Raw genomic sequence first — 22,497 nt, 5'->3', positions numbered from 1 at the left:
GGAAGAAGACAGGGATTGATCAATCGAACTATGATTTTTCATGGACTCGCCCTCGCTGTCGTTGGCTGTTTAGACTGCCACCGTGGCGCATTGACGCCTCGGCTTGGGCGAGTCCATCCAATTACAGATCGTGTTACGGCTTAACTGATCGGCATTGCCGCCCCCCGATTCCGGAGTGAACTCCCCCACTAATGGGTGCGGTTCCCAGCAGTATTCGCGCCTCGACTAGCACAAATTTTCAGCCTCCGACCAATGTGTGCTGGACCTTCAGGTCATTGCACATCTTTTGTCACAGTCCTTGCAAAGTAATGACCGAGTGAGCTTCTCCCGTTCATTAAAGGTGGAGAGTCGAGGAGCCGTACATCTAGCCATTGGCTTGCAGCATGAAGTACCCCTGTCAACTCAATGGAAGTGCTGCATTCATCCTCTGCAACCGTCTTGGGGAAACGCTTATGAACCACCCCACATGCAAACACGCACCCAGGCCGGGTGAATTACTGGCAGCCTTTGTCCACAACCTGGTCTACCTGGCGATCAGACCTTTCGTTCGCCGTTTTTTATGCTTTCTAGCCTGCCTGCTGACGGTAACGCTGGTGGCGGCCGACGAACCTCAGGGCAATGACAATCAGGGTAATGAGAAGTGGCTGGAGCCGGCACGCTCCAAGCTCATGCATGTGATTGGCGGGATGCCGTTCTTTCCGCATCGGGCCAATACCCCCGGCAACCTGGTTTTGAATGTAAAAGACTTCGACAATGCCCAGGTATGTGGTGCTTGCCATACGGAGATCTACAAGCAGTGGCGCTCGTCGATGATGTCCCAAGCCTGGGATGAACCCATCTATCGGGCCTTGCTCAAGCGTGCGAGTTCGGCCACCGAGGGGAAGGTCGATAACTTCTGCGCCGGCTGCCATACCCCGATCGGTCTCACGACCGGGCAGATCAATTCGGAAATCAACCGCTCCTCGATTGAAGACAGCACGAAAAATCATCCGATGCCCGGGGTCGATTGCGAGACCTGCCACAACATCAGTGCCCGCACGGGCCTCGATAACGGCGCCTATGTCCTGAGCCCTCGAGCGCACGGTAAACCGACTAAATTCGGCCCGCGTAAAGATGCCGTTTCGCCCTATCACGACACCGTATATTCCGCTCTGCACACGCGCTCGGACTTTTGCGGCACCTGCCACAACGTCACGCACCCGTTCAGCGGTGTGGCGGTCGAGCGAACCTATGACGAATGGCAGGAAAGCACCTACAGCCTTAACGATGTAACCTGCCAGAGCTGCCATATGCCGGGTTTCGCGGGTAAGGCCGCGATTATGGGGCCAGACCGCGAGCAGGTCGCCTCGCATTGGTTCAGCGGAGCCAACGCGATGATGCTCCAGCATCTCGGTCAGGAAGCAGGCGCGCAACGCGGGCGCGACATGCTCTCGCGCGCGGGGGAAATAACGTTCCAGCAACTGCCGGCAACCATCATTCCCGGGCAATACACCTCGGTAGCAGTGAAAGTTGCCAATGTCGGCGCCGGGCACAAGCTGCCGACCGGCTTTCCGGAGGGACGGGAGATGTGGATCGATTTCCGGGTGCTGGATGCCCGTGGTCGCGAGCTCTATCGGTTGGGCTCGATCAAGGACGGCAAGACTGAGGACAACACGCGAAATTTCAAAGTGCACATAGGCGACAAGGACGGCAATCCGTTGGACGTCGAGGTCTGGAATGCCACACAAATTCTCTCGGACAACCGCATTCTGCCCAAGGGCTACGATACTGGGGTGTTCTCTTTCCTGGTGCCGGCCGACGCCGTCGGGCCGCTCACCTTGACTGCCGAACTGAACTACTGGCCGTTTTCGCAGAAGCTGGCCGACTACCTGCTTGGCAAGGATAGTTTGCAGGTGGAAATCACCCAGATGGCCAAAGTCACACAGAGCGTCCCCCTGTCGACAAGCCTGCCAGTCGTCGGTGCAAACACTGCGCACTTTTAGCTGCGCAGTGTCGACGTCCAGGCTGGCCCCGATCACTGCGTGTGATTAATCAACCAAACTATTCAACCCATACAACTGCGACCGCCGATCCCGATGCAAATCATTACGCGCACTGATTCGCTTATTCCGCGCCTCGGCAAGGTTCAGCGTCGCCAACAAAATCTGCTCACCACCCTGCTCCGCCGGCCCTGCCACAGGGTAGCCATCGGCATCGACGATCACCGAGCCTTGCACCCAACTGACCCCACGTTCATGACCATGCCGATCACACGCGGCGATGAACATTCGGTTGACCGAGGCGTTGGCCTGGACTCGCACAACTTCGGCCGCACGCTCGGTTTGCGGCCGTGGCCCATCGGGCCAATTGACCGGTGCGCAGAGCAAGTCCGCACCGCCCAGCGCCGGGAGTCGCACCCACTCGGGGAATTCCAGGTCGTAGCAAATCAGCATGCCGATCCGTCCGTGAACGGTTTCTACAACCGGCGGCGCGTCGTTTCCGGCGCTGAAAATTTCGTTCTCGCCATCCCAGAGGTGCGCCTTGCGGTACACGGCGCGCAGGCCTTGGGCATCGATCATTGCCGCACTGTTGGCCAGTTCATCGCCGGCTAACCGCTCGCAGAATCCACCCACCACGACGATGTTCAATTCCCGGGCCAGCGCCGTCCACAGAAGCAAGGTCGGCCCTTCGACGGTTTCCGCCAGGGACAGGGCTTCGCTGTGGTCGGCAAACAAGTAGCCGCTCTGGACCAGCTCAGGTAGCACCACCACCTGGGCGCCCTGGTAAGCGGCCGAACGAATCGCCCGTTCGGTCAGCTTCCGGTTGTAAGCGAGGTCGCCTATTTTCGGCGCCAGTTGGCAGCAAGCGACCACGGTACTTTTGGTGCTGTTCAACGCCCCTCCTCCACAGACTGATGAGCCATGGAAACAATGTCGCTCTCGGTAATCGAATCGATGATCCGGCGTTCGTACTCAAGGTCTATCGAACGGCTAAGGAGGTAATACGTCAGGCCCGAGACCACCAGGCCAACCAGCCAGGCGATGTCCACGCCCTCAAGCATCCGCGCCAATGGCCCGACGAACACCTCTTTGCCGGCCGCCGCATCAAAGATGTAGAAGAACGGCACCATGGCGGCGAAGCCAATCAGATAAGAGACGATGCCGCGAAATTGCCAGGCGCCGTAAATGCCCTTCGGCGTGAAGAAATGCGGGATCGCGTAGCGGCCTTTGCGCACGAAGAAGTAGTCCACCAGATTGACCGCGGTCCACGGTACGAGGAAGTACAGGAGCAGCACGAGGAAGGTGTTCAACAGGCCGATGCCATCGCCTTTGATCGACAGCACACAGGTCAACAGAATGACGCTAATCGCGGAGATCGACATCACTCGGGCACGAGGTGTCGGTGTGATTTTTTTGATCGAATCCACACCTGTCAGCAATGTCAGCATGGCGCTGTAGGTGTTGAGCGCGATGATCGGCAGAAAGCCCGCCACCGAGACGATCACCAACACATTACCCAGGCCTGGAATCATCGAAGAGCCAACCTGATTCAGCGCCACCAGCGCATCCGCCGCTTTGAGCTGCTGCGCAAGCCAGGCCCCGAGGCCGATCATCCAGCCGCCCGACAACGAGGCGCCGATGAATACGGCGGCGATCAGCTTCGGCCGGCTGGTGTTTTTCGGCAGGTAACGGGAATAGTCAGAGACATAAGGCGCATAGGAAATGTTGTAGCTCGCGCCAATCGCAAACAGCATAGCAAAGGCCACCCAGCTGAAACCCAGATCGGTCGCCGGGGTGACGCCCTCCTGGCCTGCGCCGAACATCAAGGCGATGGTGACCAGCGCATACAGCGGCAACGTTGCGAGCAACGCCCACTTGAAGGCTTTGTGCATCAGGTCGTGCCCGTAAATCGACAGCAGCGCGCCGATCAGCACTACCGCAATGGCGACGATGGTCGGGTCGATGCCAAACACGTGCTCGAGGCCGTTCATGATCAGCGAGATGTTCACCACGTTGAAGCCGACGAACACAAACATCGTCGCCATCAAAGCCAGGATCACCCCTCGATAACCAAACTGCGCACGCGACTGGATCATTTGCGGCAGACCCATTTCCGGACCTTGCGAGCCATGAAACGCCATGAATATGGTGCCGAACATGATGCCCAGCGCACCGGCCAACATCGTCCACAGCGCCGACAAGCCAAGGCTTGGGCCGACAAAACCGATGGAGATGGTGAAGAAGTGGAAGTTGCCTAGAAACCAGAAAGGGCCCTGGCTGCTGAGCTTGGCGTGACGTTCGTTTTCCGGAATGTAATCGATCGAGTGGCCTTCGATGGCCAACCCGCTGCTCGCCTCGATGGCGTGCGCAGATTGAGAGGACCCTGACATATGAGTGTTCCTATGCTGGTGATTGTTGTTTTTATGGGCAAGGGGCCGGCTTCATTGCAATGTAGGGCGTTGGTCAGGGCAGTAAAATATCGCAGGCACACTGTTTACATAGATCCACGTCTATGTGAGTGAATATCGGGGGCACGCATGCTGGGAACTGTATCGGAGCTGGATCTGCGTTTGATCCGGGTGTTTCTGACCGTCGTTGAAGCGGGCGGGATTTCAGCCGCGCAAACGGCGCTCAATACCACTCAACCCACCATCAGTGCGCAATTGGCGACGCTGGAAGCGCGGGTGGGGTTTCGCCTTTGCGAACGCGGGCGCGGCGGATTTTCGGTGACACCCAAAGGCAGCCAGTTTGTCGAGGCGGCCCGTCGGTTACTGGCGGCTGCCGAGGGGTTCCGGGTTGAAGTCCAGCACATCAATCGCAAGGTGTCGGGCAACATCAACATCGGCCTGCTCGGTCAGATCGATCCGGTTGCCAACAAGAAAATCGCCTTGGCCATTGCGCGGTTACGGTCCCGGCATGAAGGGCTGTATTTCCATTTCACAGAGCTGTCGTCGTCACTGCTGGAAGAGAAAATCATCAACGGCCATATCGATCTGGCGATCGGCTATTTCTGGCACCGCCTGCCCAACATTGATTACTTTGCGTTATTCCAGGAAACCCAGATCGCCTACTGCGGCCCTACTCATCCGCTGTTCGAGCAAGTGGGCGAGCTGACCCGGAATGACGTCAGCGATTACGATTGGGTATGGCCCAGCCATCCTTTGCCGGAAATGCCGGCGCCCACCTCGATAGAACGCCTGACGGTGCTCACGGACAGCATGGACGGCGCCGCCCTGCTCATCCTGTCGGGCCAGCATTTGGGGTTTCTGCCGCAGCACTATGCGGCGAAGCATGAACAACTGGGGCAGTTGCATCCGCTGAATCCCAAGCTGTTGCGCTATGAGGTCGGCTTTCATGCGGCGGTCCGGCATTCGGCGCGTCAGCGGGATGTGGTCAGTGCTTTTCTGACTGAGTTGATCGACATTTTCGGGGCCGTGTAAGCGTCAACGGGAGCAAGCCCCTCACCCGTTTCAGATCCGGATTTCGCTGGTCGGGATAACGTCGATCCGCGCCACGGGCCCTGTCAAGTGCGCCAGGTCTGCGTTGTGCTCGGTGATGATGTCTTCGGCGGCAAGGTTGCCGTTGTCGACGGTGGAATGCGCGTCGGCGGCGAGTACCACGTCATAGCCCAGGTTCAGGGCCTGGCGGACGGTGGCGTTGACGCAATAGTCGGTTTGCAGGCCGCAGATGATCAGTCGATCAGTGCCCTGGTCTTGCAGCAATGATTGCAGGTGGGTCTGGTAGAACGAGTCTCGATTGGTTTTTCGCACGCGAAGGTCTTGCGGCGAAGTCCTCAGGCTTTCGGCCAGTTGCCAGCCTTCGGAACCGTGTTGCAGCAGGTCGCCCTTTTCTTCGTGCTGGATGAGGATGACCGGGATGCCTGCTTCGCGAGCCTTGGCACTGAGGTCGTTGATGTTCTCGATAACGCGCTTGATCTCAAAACATGCGTACTCGCCAGTGCACAGGGTGCGCTGGACGTCGATGATCAGCAGTGCAGTAGCCATGAGTTCCCGTCCTTGATGGGTCGGTGAATCGGCAACGGATTTAGAATCCGCTCCCCTTTTAACGTGTAGCAGCTGCCGAGCCTGCGAGGCTGCGTTCGACTGCGAAGCGGTCGTAATCCAGCGAATGTGCTCTACCTGAATGAACACGGTCAACCGATTTACGACTGCTACGCAGTCGAACGCAGCCTCGCAGGCTCGACAGCTGCTACGGGATCGGGGGCCACCCTCAAGGATCGGGATGGCCTCAGATCTGCCTCAATAACCGAGCGACAACCCAGTGTTACGACGTGGATCGTTCGCCCCATAGAAGCGGTTTTTGCCCACCGGTTTGCCTTCCAGCGACGGTGCGCCGACCAGAATCGCCGCCACATGGTTGGCGTCCTGCGGCCCGGCAAACTTGTGCCCCCAACTTTCGAGCATCTTCACCGTATCGGGACTGGTAGTGAAGGTCTCAAGGTTGGTCTCTTCCGGCAACCACTGCTGGTGGAAACGCGGTGCATCGACCGCTTCCTGGATATTCATCCCATAGTCGATCACGTTGAGCATGGTCAGCAAGGTCGCGGTGATGATGCGACTGCCACCAGGGGTGCCGACCACCATCACCACTTTGCCGTCCTTGGTGACGATGGTCGGGCTCATGGACGACAGCGGTGCCTTGCCGGGCGCGATGGCGTTGGCCTCCCCTTGCACCAGACCGTACATGTTCGGCACGCCGATCTTCGAGGTAAAGTCATCCATTTCGTCGTTGAGGATGACCCCGGTTTTGCTCGCCATGACGCCGGCGCCGAACCAGTCGTTCAGGGTGTACGTCACCGAGACCGCGTTGCCCCATTTATCGACGATGGAGTAATGAGTGGTGTTGCTGCCTTCATGGGGCGCTACGCCGGGTTTGAGCTCGCGGGACACAGCGGCCTTTTGCGGATCGATGGCGGTGCGGATTTTGGTGGCGTAATTTTTATCCAGCAGATGGTCGATCGGGTTCTTCACGAAATCCGGGTCGCCCAGGTAGCTGTTGCGATCCACATAAGCGTGGCGCATCGCTTCGATCTGGTAGTGCATGCCCTGGGCCGAGTGGTAACCCAAGTCTTTCATCGGGTAGCCGTCGAGGATGTTCATGATCTCGCAAATCACCACGCCGCCAGAGCTCGGCGGCGGTGCCGAGACCACATGGTAGCCACGGTAATCGCATTCAATCGGGGCCAGTTCGCGGGTCTTGTATTTGTCGAGGTCGGCCTGGGTGATGATGCCCTTGTTGGCCTGGCTGGAGGTGACGATGGCATCGGCCACCCAACCTTTATAGAAGCCGTCGGCGCCCTTCTCGGAGATTTCCCGCAGGGTCTTGCCGAGGTCTTTTTGCACCAGTTTCTGACCGACTTGCATCGGCTCGCCGTTGCTCAGGAAGATCGCACCGGAATCCTTGATGTCCTTCTTGAACACATCAGTGGCGTATTCCAGCAATTCGACATCGCCCTGCTCCAGCACAAAACCGTCTTCGGCGAGCTTGATGGCCGGGGCGATGACTTCATTGCGGTGTTTGGTGCCGTATTTCTTCAGCGCCAGTTCCATACCCGACACCGTGCCCGGCACGCCAACGGCCAAGTGACCACGGGTGCTCAGGTCAGGGACGACGTTGCCCTCCTTGTCGAGGTACATGTCGGCGGTGGCGGCCAGCGGTGCTTTTTCACGGAAGTCGAGGAACGTCTTGCGCCCGTCCGCCAACTGAATGGTCATGAAACCGCCGCCGCCCAGGTTGCCCGCCGCAGGATAAACCACCGCCAGCGCGTAACCGACCGCTACCGCGGCATCGACGGCGTTGCCACCATTCTTGAGCACATCGACGCCCACATGACTGGCCAGATGCTGGGCGGTGACGACCATGCCGTTTTCGGCCGCAACCGGCGCCACGGAGGCCGCGTAAGCACTGAGGCAGCTGAGCGCCAAGGAGGTCGCAATCAACGATTTGGCAAAAGGTTCGAACTTCATGAGTCGGTCTCTTTTTGTTTTTAGGTTCTGTAAAAAAACAGAGGGAAGGCTTCAAGAGCAGAAGCAAGTATGGCTGGGATTGCGTATTACGCCTCCCCGTCGAGGCAGTATGCTTGGCCTCTGCTCAGCACTTTTACGGAGTCCACCGGCATGAGTTACACCTTCATCACCCTCGCATCTCCGGTGGGCGAGTTGAAGCTGGTCGCGAATGGCTCACGACTGGCAGCCATCCTCTGGGAAAACGACAAACCCGACAGGGTGCGGCTTGGGTTGATGCGCGAGGCGCCGGATAATCCGATCCTGATGCGCACCGCTCAGCAACTGCGGGAATACTTTGCGGGCACGCGCAGTCGTTTCGACCTGGAACTGGATTTTGCCGGGACGGAATTTCAGAAGAAGGTCTGGACGGCGTTACTGACCATTCCGTTTGGCGAGACCCGCAGCTATGGCGAGATAGCCCGGCAGATCGGCAATCCCAGTGCGGTTCGGGCTGTGGGCGCTGCGAATGGCAAGAACCCGATTTCGATTGTTGCGCCGTGTCATCGGGTGATTGGCGCTTCGGGGAAACTCACCGGGTTTGCCGGTGGGCTTGAGGCGAAGGAGCGGCTGCTGACACTAGAGGGCTGCGAGTGGTCAGGGGCCAGCAGGATGGATGATTTGTTTTGATGTAACGGAACGCCTATATCGTCGCCCGCAATTCCCGTGGCGACAGGCCATAGTGTGAGCGAAAGCGCACGGCAAAACGTGAGGCCGAGGCGTAACCGCTGGCACCGGCAATTTCACCGATGGGGCGAGACGTGGTTTGCAACCATTGCAGCGCCGTTGCCAGCCGAACGCTTTCCAGAATATTCCTGAAACTGTCCCCCTCATTGGCCAGTTGGCGACGCAACGTCGATTCCCCCAGGTTCAGGTGTTGTGCGACGTCCGCAACCGTCCAGTCTCTCTGCGGGCTGCCCATGACCAGCTGCTGCACACGTTCGCACAGTGGATCGTTGCGATCCATCAGCAGAGGTCCGGCCTGGCCGCCAAGGCACAGGCTCAGAAGAACCGCTTCCCCGTAATGTGTGCGTAATGCCTGCGGAGCGTCCCCATTGATGGAGGCCAACAATTGATCCCATGCCTGGGTTGTGTGCCTGTCCAGAGGGACGCATAGATCGGTCTTCAGTGCACCGCGACGACTCATGATCTGCTGGCTATATCGGGTGCTGAAGTGACGCAATGTCGAAACGGGAAAGGTCACCGCATCGGCGATGTAGTGACCGTGAAGGCCGGGGAAGTTTGAAATGCCAAGCTCGCGCCCGGCCGGCATCAGAATCAGGTGTTGCGGCCCTGCACGCATCTCCCGGTCATCCCATTGCAGCAGTTTTTCCCCTTGCCTGACTCGACACAAGGTGGTCACGAATACCGGCACCCGTTGCAATGTATGGGGCTGTCGCGCCCGTATGACACACGCATCGATAATGTTTTCCCGGTGCTGTATGCCGTCACAAGGGCGCATCATTCTTAACGTCCGTAAGTTGAAGTGATGGTCGCTTTAGCCAAGGCGTTGGCATTGAGCATATAACCCACCAAAGCGCCGCTGGCCTGGTTGTCGAGGGGTAGCTTATCGACTTTCAACGCCCATACGGTGAATTGATAGCGATGGGGCTTATTCCCTACAGGCGGGCAAGCCCCGCCAAATTCCGGCTGGCCATAATCGGTTCGACCTTGTACTGCACCGGCAGGCAAGTTCGAGCCTACCCCTCTTGGCACACTGTGGGTTGAAGCGGGCAAGTTGACCACCGTCCAATGCCACCAGCCGCTGCCGGTCGGCGCATCAGGATCGTAGACCGTGATCGCGTAACTTTTAGTACCCGCCGGAGCGTTGGCCCAGGTCAGTTCGGGAGAAGTATTACCCCCTTCGCAACCGAAACCCTGGAACACCTCGCGACTGGTCAGCGGGCGGTTTTCAGCAATATCCTGGCTCGTCAGCGAGAAGTCGGCAGCGTGTCCCGTAAGGACGACCCCCATGGACAATGCGGATAGGATTGTTCTGATGTTCATCGTGACCTCATCTGAGTCTTGGCGTGAAGCACGAGTCTAGAGAGTGCACAGGGTGATTACTGTGCCGAAATGCTCGACCAGTGTGCCGAAACGCTCTCTCGATTCAGATGCCCATTCAGCCTGCTCAAACCGGTCCGAAGATGTCCTTCATCGCCGCATACTGCAGCAACATGATGGTCTTCGCATCGCAGATCTCCCCGCGATAAAACGCCTCAAGTGCGTGGTCGAATTTCCATTCCAGCACTTCCAGCTCCTCGGTCTCCTCCTCCAGTCCGCCGCCATCGCTGACCTTGGAAGCGGCATCGTACTCAGCGATGAAGAAGTGCAGCTTTTCGGTCACCGAGCCGGGGCTCATGTAGGCCTCAAACACCTTGTGCACATGGTGCACGCGATAACCGGTTTCTTCCTCGGCTTCTTCGCGGATGCGCTCTTCAGGCGCCGCACCTTCGAGCAGCCCCGCCGCCACTTCGATCAACAGACCATCGTGGCCGTTGACGAACACCGGCAATCGGAATTGCCGGGTCAACACCACGGTTTTCTTGTCACGGTTGAACAGCAGAATCGCCGCACCGTTGCCACGGTCATAGACCTCGCGGGTCTGGCGTTGCCATTCGCCATTGTTGCGCAGGTAATCGAAGGTGATTTTCTTGAGCAGGTACCAGTCGTGGGACAACACCTGAGACTCGATGAGGTTGACCCGCTCGGCTGTGTTCGACATGCCAATGCTTCCCTTTTTTCGTCAGAAGGCGCACATCTTAGGCGAAAACGAAAGCCTGGCGCTAAGACAGCTGAGCCTGGTATTCCCTCTCATACTGACCCGCCAGCGTCTCTTTCTGTTTGTCGTCGAGTAGCTTGCCGGCCATCTGGAAGAACTTCTGCTCTTCCTCTTCCAGGTGGTGATTGACCTTCTCGGCGAGCTTCTTCGCGGTCGCCAGCCAGGCCGGGCTGGACATCTCGGTCTCGTCCAGTTCCTCCATCATTTCGTCCATCTCGTGATGTTCTGAAATGGCATGGCGGCTGAGGTCGACGCCGTTATCGAACTCCATCAGCGGGATGTAGAAATGCCGCTCTTCTGCAGTTTCGTGGGCCTGAAGTTCGGACTTGAGCTGCTTGTAAGCCTCGACCCGCTCAGGGGCGTCACCGCTGGTCTGGATCAGCGCATCGGCGTACGTGCGTTGGCGGTCGTGGCTTTCGCGCAAGGCTTCGAAAATATTCACGGAATTGTCCTCATAGGCCGCGTTCAGGAATGACGCTGTTTAGGCTAGACATCTGCGCGATGACGACGGTTCCACTTGTTCTCAGGGGATAGAACAAGGCTTGCAACCAAGATAGGCTGCCACTTCACCGCCATAAGGATATAGCCATGACCCTGCGAATCGAGTTGACGCAAAACCCCACGAATGAAGACCGTGAGGCGATCCTCACGCCGTTGCGCGCCTATAACGCCGCGCAGGCGGGAGAGGCGAACTCGCAGCCGATTGCCTTGCTGGTACGCGACGATAAGGACGAGATCCTCGGCGGACTCTATGGCCGGGTGTTTTACCAATGGTTATTCATCGAATTGCTGTCGGTGCCTGAACAGGCCCGAGGACAGGGCATGGGCTCGAAGCTGATGCAGATGGCTGAAGACCTGGCACGGGAAAAGGAATGCATCGGAATCTGGCTCGACACCTTCGACTTCCAGGCGCCGGAGTTCTACAAGAAGCTCGGCTACAGCGAGTTAGGCCGGATCGCTGACTACCCGCCGGGCCACAAGCGCTTCTTTTTCCAGAAGCGCCTGATCAACAGCTGAACGACTTACAGGCAGGTCGCCAACGCCGCCAGTCGGCGCTTGGCGACAAAGTCGTCATGCTGCGCGTAATAACTCAACACCGTACCGGATGCGTCAGTCTTCACGTCCACAAAGGATTCCGCCGAGCGCGTATAAACGGTAGTGCCGCCCTTCTCGCCAGGCTGCAAATACGCGCCTGCATCGACCCCGAACACCGCCTCGTCCTGCCAGGAAAATTGCACACACTGGGCGACGACTTTTTCCGGTTTGTCCGACGTCAGGGTTTTGTAAGGGGTTCCAGTGCGGGCGTCGTTCATCGCCGAGCCCGCGCAACCGGCCAGCAACGTTACGGCCAGCGCCACCATCAGAATTCGCATTGCGTTCGCTCATCAAGAAAAAGCGGACTGTATCACCGCGGCACGGCGTATCGTTCTGCTTTACTTCATTTATACCGCGACACCGAGTGACGATTCGCGCACCCTGTCGCGCCATTAACACCGCATCGCCCGTTTTTCCGGGCTTATTTTCTGGAAAGGTCATGACACCCAACGCCGAATATTACAAACCGACCGCTGAATATGCCGACAAGCTGATCAGCCAGATCGGTCAGACGCCATCCTGGATTGCCAAGCGAATTGGCGTCACCGACAAGCGGATTCGTTACATCCTCGACGGCGAAAGAACCGTCAAAGGTGAAACCACGCCGATTCAAATGACGTATCCCGAGCAGTTTGCCCTCGAGTGCCTGGCAGCAGCGGCCAAGGCAAGCAAGAAGCAGTCTTCGTAACCCAGCCTCAAGGAGCGACCATGGCGGCAACCGAACAGCAACACGAGCAAGCGTTGAAGAGGTTTCTCGATGAGCGCCCTGAACTGCGCGTCGAACTCGACAACCTCAACCCTTTGTTGGCTCAGGCCAAGGGCGAGACCGCGGCGCAGTACCGCGACGAGCGCTTGCATGAAGCTTTCGAAGCCGAGGCCGAGCGCCTGGGATTGTATGCCTGGGAGCTGACGCTGCAACTGACTGCGGCGACGTCCGAGGACTATCAGGCACAGCGCATGGAAGTGCACAAGGAAGTGGCCGAGATGGCCGGCATGGACTGGTTGGAGTATTGCGAGTTATATGGTTTGAGTAAGTGACCATTTCGGTCGCTGCCTGAGGACGACCTTCGCTGATGTTGCCATCCCTCTCCACTGACCGCGCGAGCCCAGGCCATCTGCATACCCGCAAATGGCGCGGACGCATCGGCATGTCGCTGGTGGCCAGCCTCTCGGTGCTCGCGGGCATGACCGACGCCATCGGCTTCATGGCCAGCGGCGATTTCGTCTCGTTCATGAGCGGCAACACCACCCGCCTCGCCGTCGCCATCAGCGACGGCGACCTGGGCCTGACCTTGCGCCTGGTGATCCTCGTCGGCACCTTCATCGTCGGCAACGCCTTGGGCATTGTCGTCAGCCGCCTCGGCGGTCGCCGCGCGCTGCCCTTGCTGCTGTGCATCGCCACGCTGCTCTGCGGCGCCGCTGCCTGGCCCTACGACGAACAATTGCCAGCGCTACTGGCGGCGATCATCGCCATGGGCATGCTCAATGCTGCCGTGGAAGAGGTGAACGGCCTGCCGGTCGGCCTGACTTACGTCACTGGTGCCTTGTCGCGCTTTGGCCGTGGGCTGGGACGCTGGATGCTTGGCGAACGGCGCAACGGTTGGCGCGTGCAACTGATCCCCTGGACGGGAATGTTTGCCGGCGCGGTACTCGGCGCCGTGCTGGAACATCACCTGGGGCTCAAGGCGTTGTTTGTCAGCGGTCTGCTGGCCGGCGCGGTCGCGCTGCTGTCGCTGAAAATTCCGCGGCGCTGGCAGTTGGGTTATATGCCGCGCTGAATCTTGTGTGGCCTGTGCTTGCCCGCGATGGGGCCAGCACAAACAACATCGATTTAGCCGCCCCGGCGATAAAGCTTTATCATGGCCGCAGTTTTACTCATCGAGTCCGTCATGAAGTTCGCCATCGCGCTGTTTTCCGCCGCCCATGCGCCCTCCTCGCGCCGCGCCCTGCTGTTCGCCCAGGCCGCGCTGGCCGGTGGGCATGAGATTGTCCGGCTGTTTTTCTACCAGGACGGCGTCTACAACGCCTCCGGCAGCGTGGTCACGCCGCAGGATGAGCAGGATTTGCCCAAGCAATGGCGCAGCTTCGTCACCGAGCATCAGCTGGACGGTGTCGTGTGTATCGCGGCCGCCCTGCGTCGTGGCGTGTTGAACGAAGAAGAAGCCGGGCGCTATCAACGTGAAGCCGTTGCAGTGAGCGCGCCGTGGGAACTGTCTGGTCTGGGCCAGTTGCATGACGCGGTGCAGGACGCCGACCGCCTGATCTGTTTCGGAGGCGCGTGAGATGGCTAAATCCTTGCTGATTATCAGCCGTCAGGCGCCCTGGTCCGGGCCGAGTGCGCGGGAAGCGCTGGACATCGTGCTGGCCGGCGGTGCCTTTGATCTGCCGATCGGCCTGCTGTTTCTCGATGACGGGGTGTTCCAGCTCGCCGCGAAACAGAATGCCAAGGCCCTCCAGCAGAAGGACCTGAGCGCCAACCTGCAAGCCTTGCCGATGTTCGGTGTCGACGAGCTGTTTGTCTGTGGCGACAGCGTTGCCGAACGGGGTCTGAACCCGGCCGGATTGTCGCTGGAAGAAGCGCAGGTGCTGGCCGCCCACGAAATCACCGCACTTATTGACCGTTACGACCAGGTGATCACCCTCTGATGTCGACTTTGCATGTGTTGTCTCATTCCCCGTTCGGCGACGATCGCCTGATCAGCTGCCTGCGCTTGATGGGCGCTGACGATGCGCTGCTGCTGACTGGCGACGCGGCCTATGCGCTGCAACCAGGCACCGCGCCTTTCAATGCGCTGAACGCCCGCAATCTGAAACTGTTCGTATTGGCCGAAGACGCCCAGGCTCGCGCGCTGGAGATTCCTGACACGGCCAAGGCCATCGATTACCCGGCCTTTGTCGAGCTGTCGATTCATTACGACAAGGTCAACAGTTGGCTATGAACGCCCTGACGGTCGGCGCACGCGCCATCGAGTTGGACAAGGACGGTTTCCTGGTCGAACTGAGCGACTGGTCCTCCGACGTGGCCAGCGCCCTGGCCGCCGCCGAAGACATCGAGTTGAGCCCCGAACACTGGGAAATCCTCGAACTGCTGCGCAGTTTCTATGCCGAATTCCAGTTGTCGCCGGCCACTCGTCCGCTGATCAAATACACCGCGCTGAAGCTGGGCCCGGACAAGGGCAACAGCCTGCACCTGAACCGACTGTTCAAAGGCACCCCTGCCAAACTCGCCGCGAAACTGGCGGGCCTGCCCAAACCGACGAATTGCTTATGACCGACTACCCAGCGCTGACCCTCGAAACACCCGCCGAACACCCGTTCGCCCAGTTCGTGCGCATCCTCGGCAAGGGCAAACGCGGCGCCCGCGACCTTACCCGGGTCGAAGCCCGGGTCGCCATGGGCATGGTGCTCGACGACAAGGTCGAGGACACCCAGCTCGGCGCGTTTTTAATGCTGCTACGGCACAAGGAAGAAAGCGCTGAGGAAATGGCCGGGTTCACCGAAGCGTTGCGCGAACGTCTGAATCCGCCAGCACTGGCCGTCGATCTGGACTGGCCGACGTATGCCGGCAAGAAACGCCATCTGCCATGGTTTCTGCTGGCGGCAAAATGCCTTGGGCAAAATGGTCTGCGCATTTTCATGCATGGCGGCGGCGCGCACACGGCCGGTCGGCTGTACAGCGAGCAATTGCTGGATGAGTTGAAGATTCCGTTGTGCCGCGACTGGCAGCAGGTCGGCGACGCACTGAATAACGGCGGCCTGGCGTTCATGCCTTTAGTCGATTGGGCGCCCCAACTTCAGCGCATGATCGACCTGCGCAATACATTGGGCCTGCGTTCGCCAATCCATTCCCTGACGCGGATTCTCAATCCGTTGGGCGCTCGCTGTGGCCTGCAAAGCATTTTCCACCCCGGCTACCAGGCTGTGCATCGCGATGCCAGCGGGTTGCTCGGGGACACCGCAATCGTGATCAAAGGCGACGGCGGCGAAATCGAGATCAACCCGGACGCCGACAGTCACCTGTATGGCACCACTGGCGGCGAAAGCTGGGACGAGGAATGGCCACAGCTGTCGAGCCAGCGCCACGTCAAACCGGCCACCCTAGATCCCGAGCATTTGAAGGCCGTATGGCGTGGCGACGTGGTCGACAGCTACCCGCAAATGGCGCTGATTTCGACCATGGCCCTGGCCTTGCGCGGCCTCGGCCAGACCCGCGAACACGCCTTCGAAACCGCCCAGCAGTATTGGGACGCTCGGAACAAATCGATTTAACCGATCATAAGCGCTCAACCTTTGCGCTTTTTTATCGAACCTATGCGAATAGACTCCTCTCCAACGCTTATTGGTTGAGGAGTCTTGAACATGGGTTTGTTAGTTGAAGGTCGCTGGCAGGACCAGTGGTACGAAAGCGGCAAGGACGGCGCGTTCCAGCGTGAACAGGCGCAGCGTCGTAACTGGCTGACCGCCGACGGCAAACCCGGCCCGACAGGTGTCGGAGGCTTTGCGGCCGAGGCCGGTCGTTATCACCTCTACGTGTCCCTCGCCTGTCCATGGGCTCACCGCACGCTAATCCTGCGCAAACTAAAAGGCCTCGAAAGCCTGATCGACGTCTCGGTGGTCAGTTGGCTTATGCTGGAAAACGGCTGGACCTTCGACCAGAACCTCGGATCGACCGGGGACAAGCTCGATCATTTCAATTTCATGCACCAGCGCTACACCGCCGATACCGCCGACTACACCGGTCGCGTCACCGTGCCTGTGCTCTGGGACAAACAGCAAAATCGCATCGTCAACAATGAATCGGCAGAGATCATCCGCATGTTCAATGGCGCCTTCGATGATTTGACGGGTAATGACCTGGATTTCTACCCGGCGCCGCTGCGGGGCGAGATCGATGCGTTGAATGAGCGGATTTACCCGGCAGTGAACAACGGCGTTTATCGCGCAGGGTTTGCCACGTCGCAGAAGGCGTATGAAGAGGCGTTCGACGGGTTATTCGAGGAGCTTGATCGGCTGGAACAGCTATTGGGCGCGAATCGTTACCTAACCGGCGAATACCTGACTGAAGCTGATATTCGGCTGTTCACCACGTTGATTCGCTTTGACGCGGTGTATTACGGTCACTTCAAGTGCAACCTGCGACGGATTGCCGATTATCCGAACCTGTCGAACTGGCTGCGGGAGATTTATCAGTGGCCGGGGATTGCCAAGACGGTGGATTTCGAGCACATCAAGAATCACTACTACGGCAGCCACAAGACCATCAATCCAACCGGGATCGTGCCTAAAGGGCCGGCGCAGGAATTCACAGCGCCGCATGATCGCGAGCGGTTGAGTGGGAAAGAGGTTTGGCTTAAGAGCCAGGCCTGATCTGAAATACTGGGCGGTTTTGAGGGCCCCTTCGCGAGCAAGTCGAATGGAGCGACTCGGTGTTCAGACTTGCTCCTGAGCCCCTTCAAACCACGCCAGTTTCTCGCGCAATTGCACCACTTCCCCAACGATCACCAGCGTCGGCGCATGCACTTCATGCTCCGCCACCAGACTTGGCAAATCGGCCAAGGTGCCGGTAAACACCCGCTGATTGACCGTGGTGCCCTGCTGGATCAACGCCGCTGGCGTATCCGCCGCGCGACCATGCTTGATCAGTTGTTCGCAGATGATCGGCAAGCCTACCAGCCCCATGTAAAACACCAGGGTTTGCGCCGGCGCGACCAGGTCGGCCCACGGCAAATCGGTGGAACCGTCCTTCAAGTGCCCGGTGATAAAACGCACAGACTGCGCGTAGTCGCGGTGCGTCAGCGGAATCCCGGCATACGCCGAGCAGCCGCTGGCGGCCGTGATACCCGGCACGACCTGGAACGGGATGCCATGGGCCGCCAGTTCTTCAATCTCTTCACCGCCGCGACCGAAGATGAACGGATCACCGCCCTTCAACCGCACGACTCGCTTGCCTTGCTTGGCCAAATCCACCAATTGCTGGTTGATCTGATCCTGCGGCACGGCGTGATCGGCGCGACGCTTGCCGACGTAAATCCGCTCGGCATCGCGACGGCACAAATCCAGAATCGCTGGCGCCACCAAGCGGTCATACAGCACCACATCGGCTTGCTGCATCAGACGCAAAGCACGGAAGGTCAGCAGGTCGGGATCACCCGGGCCGGCGCCCACCAAGTAGACTTCGCCCGTTGCATTCGGCGCTTCACCGGCAATTTTCGCCAGCATCAAGCGCTCGGCTTCGGCGCCCTGCCCGGCCAATTGCCGGTCGGCAATCGGGCCCTGAAACACGTCTTCCCAGAACGCCCGACGCTGCTGCACATCCGGGAACAGGCGTTTGACCTGGCTGCGAAAACGCGCTGCCAGGCCGGCCAGTTGACCGTAGGTGGAAGGAATCCAAGTTTCCAGTTTGGCGCGGATCAACCGCGCCAGCACTGGCGCGTCGCCGCCGCTGGAGACCGCTACGATCAAAGGAGAACGGTCGACGATCGCCGGGAAGATCACGCTGCACAAGGCTGGCGCGTCCACCACATTGACCGGCACACAACGCCGATGGGCATCAGCGGAGACTTGTGCGTTCAGCGGTTCGTCGTCGGTAGCGGCGATGATCAGGCCGCAACCGTCCAGGTCCGATTCAACGTAGCCTCGCACCAAACACTCGCCACCACTGCCGGTAACCAGTTCGCGCAGTTGCGGTTCGATTTCAGGTGCGACCACCCGCAGCAGCGCACCGGCTTCGGCCAGCAGGCGGGATTTGCGCAAGGCAATCTCCCCCCCGCCGACGACCAAGACACGACTGCCGCGAAGGTTATGGAACAGCGGCAGATAGTCCATTTAGCCGATGACCTCAAGGCCACCCATGTACGGTTTCAGTACGTCCGGCACACGGATCGAACCGTCGGCTTGCTGGTAGTTTTCCAGCACCGCTACCAGGGTACGACCGACCGCCAGGCCGGAACCGTTCAAGGTGTGAACCAGTTCAGGCTTGCCGGTTTCCGGGTTACGGAAACGCGCTTGCATGCGACGGGCCTGGAAATCACCGCAGTTGGAGCACGACGAAATCTCGCGGTATTTGTCCTGGCTCGGGATCCACACTTCCAGGTCATAGGTCTTGACCGCGCTGAAGCCCATGTCGCCGGTGCACAGCGCAATGGTGCGATAAGGCAGCTCGAGCAACTGCAGGACTTTTTCGGCGTTGGCCGTCAGGCCTTCCAGCGCTTCCATCGAGGTCGACGGCTCAACGATCTGGACCATTTCAACCTTGTCGAACTGGTGCTGACGGATCATGCCGCGCGTATCGCGACCCGACGCACCGGCTTCACTGCGGAAGCATGGGGTGTGGGCGACGAACTTGATCGGCAGCAGTTTCGAATCGACGATTTCGCCAGCGACGATGTTGGTCAGCGACACTTCGGCGGTCGGGATCAGGTACAGATCGGCTTCGCCTTCGCGAGAGATCTTGAACAGGTCTTCTTCGAACTTCGGCAGCTGACCCGTGCCTTGCAACGCCGGCGCTTGAACCAGATAAGGCGTGTAGGCCTCTTCGTAACCGTGTTCGCTGGTGTGCAGGTTGATCATGAACTGCGCCAGAGCGCGGTGCATACGAGCAATCGGACCACGCAACAGGGCGAAACGGGCGCCGGACAGCTTGGCGGCGGTTTCGAAGTCCAGCCAGCCGAATTTCTCGCCCAGGGCGACGTGATCCTGAACCGGGAAATCGAACGCGGTCGGGGTGCCCCAGCGGCGCACTTCGACGTTGCCGTCTTCGTCATCACCGATCGGCACGGATTCGTGCGGCAGGTTCGGGATGCCGAGCAGGATCGAATCCAGATCGGTCTGAATCCCGTCCAGCTCGACTTTACCGTCACTCAACTCATTCGCCATGCGCTCGACGTCGGCCATCAGTGGTGCGATGTCTTCGCCGCGCTGCTTGGCCTGGCCGATGGATTTGGAGCGCGCATTACGGTCTGCCTGCAGTGCTTCGGTGCGGGTCTGGACGGTCTTGCGCTGTTCTTCCAGCGCTTCGATGCGCGCAACATCCAGCGTGTAGCCCCGGGATGCCAGGCGGTCCGCTACGTCCTGAAGGTTGCTACGTAACAGTTTGGAATCGAGCATGTCGGTCTCTCGTTATCAAAGTTTGGTCAAGGACAGGCCAGCCCAGGTCGCGAGCAGCCCGCCGAATACGCTGATGGCAGCATAGACAAAAGCCAGCGGCATTTGCCCGGTTTCCAACAGACGCACCGTATCCAGTGAAAAAGATGAAAAAGTCGTCAGCCCCCCGAGGAAGCCGACCATCAACCCGGCGCGCACCTCAATCGGCACCTCCGGGCGTACTAAAAACAGACCGTATAGAACGCCGATCAGCAAACAGCCCGCGATATTAACGGCCAGCGTCGCGGTATAGAAGTGCCGCGGCCAATTAGCGTTGATCCAGTTACCGGTAGCAAAGCGTAGAAGCGTTCCGGCGATACCGCCCACGGAAACGGCAACGATCAAAGGAATCACTATTTTCTCCGCTGCCGGGGGCTGAGGCGGTCAAGTTGCGCAAGGTGATTGAGCTTCTCGCCGATCTTCAGCTCCAGGCCACGCGGCACCGGCTGATAGAACGGTTGTGGCTCGAGCTCCTCCGGAAAATAGTCTTCGCCAGCGGCGTAAGCGTCCGGCTCATCGTGGGCGTAACGGTATTCGTCGCCATAACCCAGTTGCTTCATCAATTTGGTCGGCGCGTTGCGCAGGTGCAGCGGCACTTCCAGCGAACCGTGTTCGGTGGCGCTGCGCATCGCGGCTTTGAAACCCATGTACACCGCGTTGCTTTTCGGCGCGCAGGCCAGATAGGTAATGGCCTGGGCCACCGCCAATTCGCCTTCCGGGCTGCCGAGGCGCTCCTGCACTTCCCACGCCGCCAGGCACAAGCTCAAAGCGCGGGGATCGGCGTTGCCGATGTCTTCGCTGGCCATGCGCACCACGCGCCGGGCCAGATACAACGGATCGCAACCGCCGTCGATCATCCGCGCGAACCAATACAGCGCACCGTCCGGGTTAGAGCCGCGTACGGATTTATGCAGCGCAGAAATCTGGTCGTAAAACGCTTCACCGCCCTTGTCGAAACGCCGGCGGGTATCACCGAGCAGGCTTTGCAGCAAGTCGATACCGATCTCGCTGTTGTCTTCAGCCAGGTCCGAGGCATTTTCCAGCAGGTTAAGCAGACGCCGGCCATCGCCATCGGCGGCCGACAGCAGCATCTGGAAGCCTTCGTCGCTAAGGGTCAGTTGCCGCTTGCCCAGGCCACGCTCTTCGGTCAGCGCGCGATGCACCAACTTGCGCAGGGCCGCTTCATCGAGGCTTTTGAGCACGTAGACCCGTGCTCGGGAGAGCAATGCGTTATTGAGTTCGAAGGAGGGATTTTCAGTGGTTGCACCAATGAAAATCAGCGTGCCATCTTCAACGTACGGCAGGAACGCGTCCTGCTGGGACTTGTTGAAGCGGTGCACTTCATCGACGAACAGGATGGTCCGCTTGCCGTATTGCCCGGCCTGCTGCTTGGCGATTTCCACCGCCTGACGGATTTCCTTAACGCCGGCCAGCACCGCCGAAACCGTTTCGAAGTGCGCATCCGAGACTTCCGCCAGCAGCCGCGCCAGGGTGGTCTTGCCCACACCTGGCGGGCCCCAGAAAACCATCGAATGCAGGGCACCCTGCTCCAGGGCTTCGCGCAAAGGCTTGCCGCGAGCGAGCACGTGTTCCTGACCGACGTACTCGTCCAGATTGGCCGCACGCAAACGGGCGGCCAAGGGCTGAGCAATCGGGGCACTGCGAAACAGGTCCATCACTACTTATGAAACCTCACTGGGTCCTGATGCCGGTCATTCAAATTACTAAACACCACATTCCCTGTGGGAGCGGGCTTGCTCGCGAAGAGGCCGTGTCAGTCGACATCATTGTTGTCTGATACTCCGCTTTCGCGAGCAAGCCCGCTCCCACAGGTTTTGTGTCTGCTTTTATTCCTGAATCACGTCGGCACCCTTGGGGATGTCGAACTTGAACTTGGACGCCGGGATCGGCTCGTTGGCCTTGACGCCGGTGAACAGGATGTTGGTGCGCTGACCGACGCTGTCGATCATTTGCATGTCATTGACCAGGCCGTTACGGAACGATAGACGCAGGCTGTCGAACAGAGTGTCCTTGGTTTTCGGCTTCAAGGTGAAGTCGATCACGCCCCCGGCTTCCTTGGCGCTGATGTCGAAGCTCTGGCTGATCTTGGACACGTCACCGGACAGCAGCAACGCCGGGGTCTGGGTCAGGCGCTGATCGAGGTTCTTGATGGTGGCCTGCTCCAGGTCCGGATCCCACAACGTCACCTTCTTGCCATCGGAGACCATCGTTTGTTCGGCCGGCGCGTTGGTGTGCCAGTAAAACAAGCCAGGACGCTGCAAGGACATTTCACCCGTGGTTTCCTGCAACCGGGTGCCGCTGCCGTCGAGGGTCAGCTGGGAGAAACGCGCGGTCAGGGTCTGGGATTTTTCCAGCAGTTGGGTCAGACGCGCCACGTCCTTGTCATCGGCGTGGGCCGAGAGCGTGGTCAAAGCCAAAACCGGCAGCAACAGCATGCGGATAAGACGCATGGGAG

Annotated in this window: 27 protein-coding genes; 13 read left to right on the top strand and 14 right to left on the bottom strand. The window is 59.3% G+C overall.

The features are described from left to right. Nucleotides 1-452 precede the first annotated feature (452 nt). Nucleotides 453-1,982, top strand: a complete 1,530-nt coding sequence (locus FQ187_RS16605) for a multiheme c-type cytochrome (protein ID WP_256667332.1) — start codon at nucleotides 453-455, stop codon at nucleotides 1,980-1,982. A gap of 45 nt (nucleotides 1,983-2,027) precedes the next feature. Here the strand turns inward: FQ187_RS16605 and FQ187_RS16600 are convergent, their stop codons facing one another. Next, nucleotides 2,028-2,873, bottom strand: a complete 846-nt coding sequence (locus FQ187_RS16600) for a nitrilase family protein (RefSeq protein ID WP_149630332.1) — start codon at nucleotides 2,871-2,873, stop codon at nucleotides 2,028-2,030. Next, nucleotides 2,870-4,369, bottom strand: coding sequence for a cytosine permease (locus tag FQ187_RS16595; RefSeq protein WP_149630331.1), 1,500 nt, complete (start codon nucleotides 4,367-4,369; stop codon nucleotides 2,870-2,872). Before FQ187_RS16595 ends, FQ187_RS16600 begins: the two co-directional genes overlap by 4 nt. A gap of 147 nt (nucleotides 4,370-4,516) precedes the next feature. On the opposite strand from FQ187_RS16595, the gene FQ187_RS16590 reads away from it, so the two are divergent. Further along, nucleotides 4,517-5,419, top strand: coding sequence for a LysR family transcriptional regulator (locus FQ187_RS16590; protein WP_149630330.1), 903 nt, complete (start codon nucleotides 4,517-4,519; stop codon nucleotides 5,417-5,419). A gap of 30 nt (nucleotides 5,420-5,449) precedes the next feature. Here FQ187_RS16590 and FQ187_RS16585 read toward each other — a convergent pair whose 3' ends face one another. Together FQ187_RS16585 and ggt are read right to left on the bottom strand one after the other, a co-directional pair. Continuing rightward, nucleotides 5,450-5,983, bottom strand: coding sequence for a cysteine hydrolase family protein (locus FQ187_RS16585; RefSeq protein ID WP_149630329.1), 534 nt, complete (start codon nucleotides 5,981-5,983; stop codon nucleotides 5,450-5,452). Between the two features lie 255 nt (nucleotides 5,984-6,238). Beyond that, nucleotides 6,239-7,966, bottom strand: a complete 1,728-nt coding sequence (gene ggt / locus FQ187_RS16580) for a gamma-glutamyltransferase (RefSeq protein ID WP_149630328.1) — start codon at nucleotides 7,964-7,966, stop codon at nucleotides 6,239-6,241. A 150-nt stretch (nucleotides 7,967-8,116) separates the two neighbouring features. On the opposite strand from ggt, the gene FQ187_RS16575 reads away from it, so the two are divergent. Continuing rightward, nucleotides 8,117-8,632, top strand: a complete 516-nt coding sequence (locus tag FQ187_RS16575; RefSeq protein WP_149630327.1) for a methylated-DNA--[protein]-cysteine S-methyltransferase — start codon at nucleotides 8,117-8,119, stop codon at nucleotides 8,630-8,632. 13 nt (nucleotides 8,633-8,645) lie between these two features. Here FQ187_RS16575 and FQ187_RS16570 read toward each other — a convergent pair whose 3' ends face one another. From FQ187_RS16570 to FQ187_RS16555, 4 genes are all read right to left on the bottom strand, one after another. Continuing rightward, nucleotides 8,646-9,464: a helix-turn-helix transcriptional regulator gene (locus tag FQ187_RS16570; protein ID WP_129445049.1), complete on the bottom strand. Its 819-nt coding sequence runs from the start codon at nucleotides 9,462-9,464 to the stop codon at nucleotides 8,646-8,648. Nucleotides 9,465-9,469: 5 nt separating this feature from the next. Next, nucleotides 9,470-10,009 carry a kinase inhibitor gene (locus FQ187_RS16565; protein WP_149630326.1) on the bottom strand — a complete coding sequence of 180 codons (540 nt, stop codon included), beginning with the start codon at nucleotides 10,007-10,009 and terminating at the stop codon, nucleotides 9,470-9,472. A 124-nt stretch (nucleotides 10,010-10,133) separates the two neighbouring features. After that, complete coding sequence (locus tag FQ187_RS16560) at nucleotides 10,134-10,727, bottom strand: NUDIX domain-containing protein (RefSeq protein ID WP_149630325.1); 594 nt, start codon at nucleotides 10,725-10,727, stop codon at nucleotides 10,134-10,136. A gap of 61 nt (nucleotides 10,728-10,788) precedes the next feature. Then, nucleotides 10,789-11,226, bottom strand: coding sequence for a hemerythrin domain-containing protein (locus FQ187_RS16555; protein ID WP_149630324.1), 438 nt, complete (start codon nucleotides 11,224-11,226; stop codon nucleotides 10,789-10,791). 146 nt (nucleotides 11,227-11,372) lie between these two features. On the opposite strand from FQ187_RS16555, the gene FQ187_RS16550 reads away from it, so the two are divergent. Then, entirely contained in the window at nucleotides 11,373-11,801 is a 429-nt protein-coding gene (locus FQ187_RS16550; RefSeq protein ID WP_149630323.1) for a GNAT family N-acetyltransferase, read from the top strand. A gap of 5 nt (nucleotides 11,802-11,806) precedes the next feature. On the opposite strand, the gene FQ187_RS16545 is transcribed toward FQ187_RS16550, so the two are convergent. Beyond that, nucleotides 11,807-12,157 (bottom strand): hypothetical protein, encoded by a 351-nt coding sequence (locus FQ187_RS16545; RefSeq protein ID WP_149630322.1) that lies wholly within the window; start codon nucleotides 12,155-12,157, stop codon nucleotides 11,807-11,809. Nucleotides 12,158-12,318: 161 nt separating this feature from the next. On the opposite strand from FQ187_RS16545, the gene FQ187_RS16535 reads away from it, so the two are divergent. The 9 genes from FQ187_RS16535 to FQ187_RS16495 all read left to right on the top strand — a co-directional run bounded on the left by FQ187_RS16535 (nucleotide 12,319) and on the right by FQ187_RS16495 (nucleotide 17,246). Then, complete coding sequence (locus FQ187_RS16535) at nucleotides 12,319-12,567, top strand: hypothetical protein (protein WP_008154823.1); 249 nt, start codon at nucleotides 12,319-12,321, stop codon at nucleotides 12,565-12,567. 20 nt (nucleotides 12,568-12,587) lie between these two features. Further along, entirely contained in the window at nucleotides 12,588-12,917 is a 330-nt protein-coding gene (locus FQ187_RS16530; RefSeq protein ID WP_149630320.1) for a DUF6388 family protein, read from the top strand. 35 nt (nucleotides 12,918-12,952) lie between these two features. Next, nucleotides 12,953-13,657 carry a YoaK family protein gene (locus FQ187_RS16525; RefSeq protein ID WP_134422614.1) on the top strand — a complete coding sequence of 235 codons (705 nt, stop codon included), beginning with the start codon at nucleotides 12,953-12,955 and terminating at the stop codon, nucleotides 13,655-13,657. A 111-nt stretch (nucleotides 13,658-13,768) separates the two neighbouring features. Beyond that, entirely contained in the window at nucleotides 13,769-14,161 is a 393-nt protein-coding gene (gene tusD / locus FQ187_RS16520) for a sulfurtransferase complex subunit TusD (protein ID WP_149630319.1), read from the top strand. A gap of 1 nt (nucleotide 14,162) precedes the next feature. Next, nucleotides 14,163-14,525, top strand: coding sequence for a sulfurtransferase complex subunit TusC (tusC, locus tag FQ187_RS16515; RefSeq protein WP_149630318.1), 363 nt, complete (start codon nucleotides 14,163-14,165; stop codon nucleotides 14,523-14,525). Beyond that, entirely contained in the window at nucleotides 14,525-14,818 is a 294-nt protein-coding gene (gene tusB, locus FQ187_RS16510; protein ID WP_149630317.1) for a sulfurtransferase complex subunit TusB, read from the top strand. Before tusC ends, tusB begins: the two co-directional genes overlap by 1 nt. Further along, nucleotides 14,815-15,150: a TusE/DsrC/DsvC family sulfur relay protein gene (locus FQ187_RS16505; protein WP_149630316.1), complete on the top strand. Its 336-nt coding sequence runs from the start codon at nucleotides 14,815-14,817 to the stop codon at nucleotides 15,148-15,150. The genes tusB and FQ187_RS16505 overlap by 4 nt, the downstream gene beginning before the upstream one ends. After that, nucleotides 15,147-16,148: a glycosyl transferase family protein gene (locus FQ187_RS16500; RefSeq protein WP_149630315.1), complete on the top strand. Its 1,002-nt coding sequence runs from the start codon at nucleotides 15,147-15,149 to the stop codon at nucleotides 16,146-16,148. Before FQ187_RS16505 ends, FQ187_RS16500 begins: the two co-directional genes overlap by 4 nt. A gap of 90 nt (nucleotides 16,149-16,238) precedes the next feature. Beyond that, a complete protein-coding gene (locus FQ187_RS16495) occupies nucleotides 16,239-17,246 on the top strand; it encodes a glutathione S-transferase family protein (protein ID WP_149630314.1) in 1,008 nt (335 codons plus the stop codon). A 63-nt stretch (nucleotides 17,247-17,309) separates the two neighbouring features. Here FQ187_RS16495 and cysG read toward each other — a convergent pair whose 3' ends face one another. The 5 genes from cysG to lolA all read right to left on the bottom strand — a co-directional run bounded on the left by cysG (nucleotide 17,310) and on the right by lolA (nucleotide 22,492). Next, complete coding sequence (gene cysG / locus FQ187_RS16490) at nucleotides 17,310-18,704, bottom strand: siroheme synthase CysG (RefSeq protein WP_149630313.1); 1,395 nt, start codon at nucleotides 18,702-18,704, stop codon at nucleotides 17,310-17,312. After that, entirely contained in the window at nucleotides 18,705-19,985 is a 1,281-nt protein-coding gene (gene serS, locus FQ187_RS16485; protein ID WP_149630312.1) for a serine--tRNA ligase, read from the bottom strand. It abuts the gene before it with no gap. A 15-nt stretch (nucleotides 19,986-20,000) separates the two neighbouring features. Next, nucleotides 20,001-20,375 carry a fluoride efflux transporter CrcB gene (gene crcB, locus FQ187_RS16480; RefSeq protein WP_149630311.1) on the bottom strand — a complete coding sequence of 125 codons (375 nt, stop codon included), beginning with the start codon at nucleotides 20,373-20,375 and terminating at the stop codon, nucleotides 20,001-20,003. Continuing rightward, on the bottom strand, nucleotides 20,375-21,697 hold the full coding sequence (locus FQ187_RS16475) for a replication-associated recombination protein A (protein WP_149630310.1): 1,323 nt from the start codon (nucleotides 21,695-21,697) through the stop codon (nucleotides 20,375-20,377). The genes crcB and FQ187_RS16475 overlap by 1 nt, the downstream gene beginning before the upstream one ends. Before the next feature lie 171 nt (nucleotides 21,698-21,868). Next, nucleotides 21,869-22,492, bottom strand: coding sequence for an outer membrane lipoprotein chaperone LolA (gene lolA, locus FQ187_RS16465; RefSeq protein WP_149630309.1), 624 nt, complete (start codon nucleotides 22,490-22,492; stop codon nucleotides 21,869-21,871). Between the last annotated feature and the right edge of the window lie 5 nt (nucleotides 22,493-22,497).

Origin of the sequence: Pseudomonas sp. ANT_J28, from assembly GCF_008370005.1 — a bacterium.
Classification (GTDB): domain Bacteria; phylum Pseudomonadota; class Gammaproteobacteria; order Pseudomonadales; family Pseudomonadaceae; genus Aquipseudomonas; species Aquipseudomonas frigoris.
The sequence above is the reverse complement of the archived record's forward strand: the minus strand, read 5'-3'. Positions and strand labels throughout refer to the sequence as shown.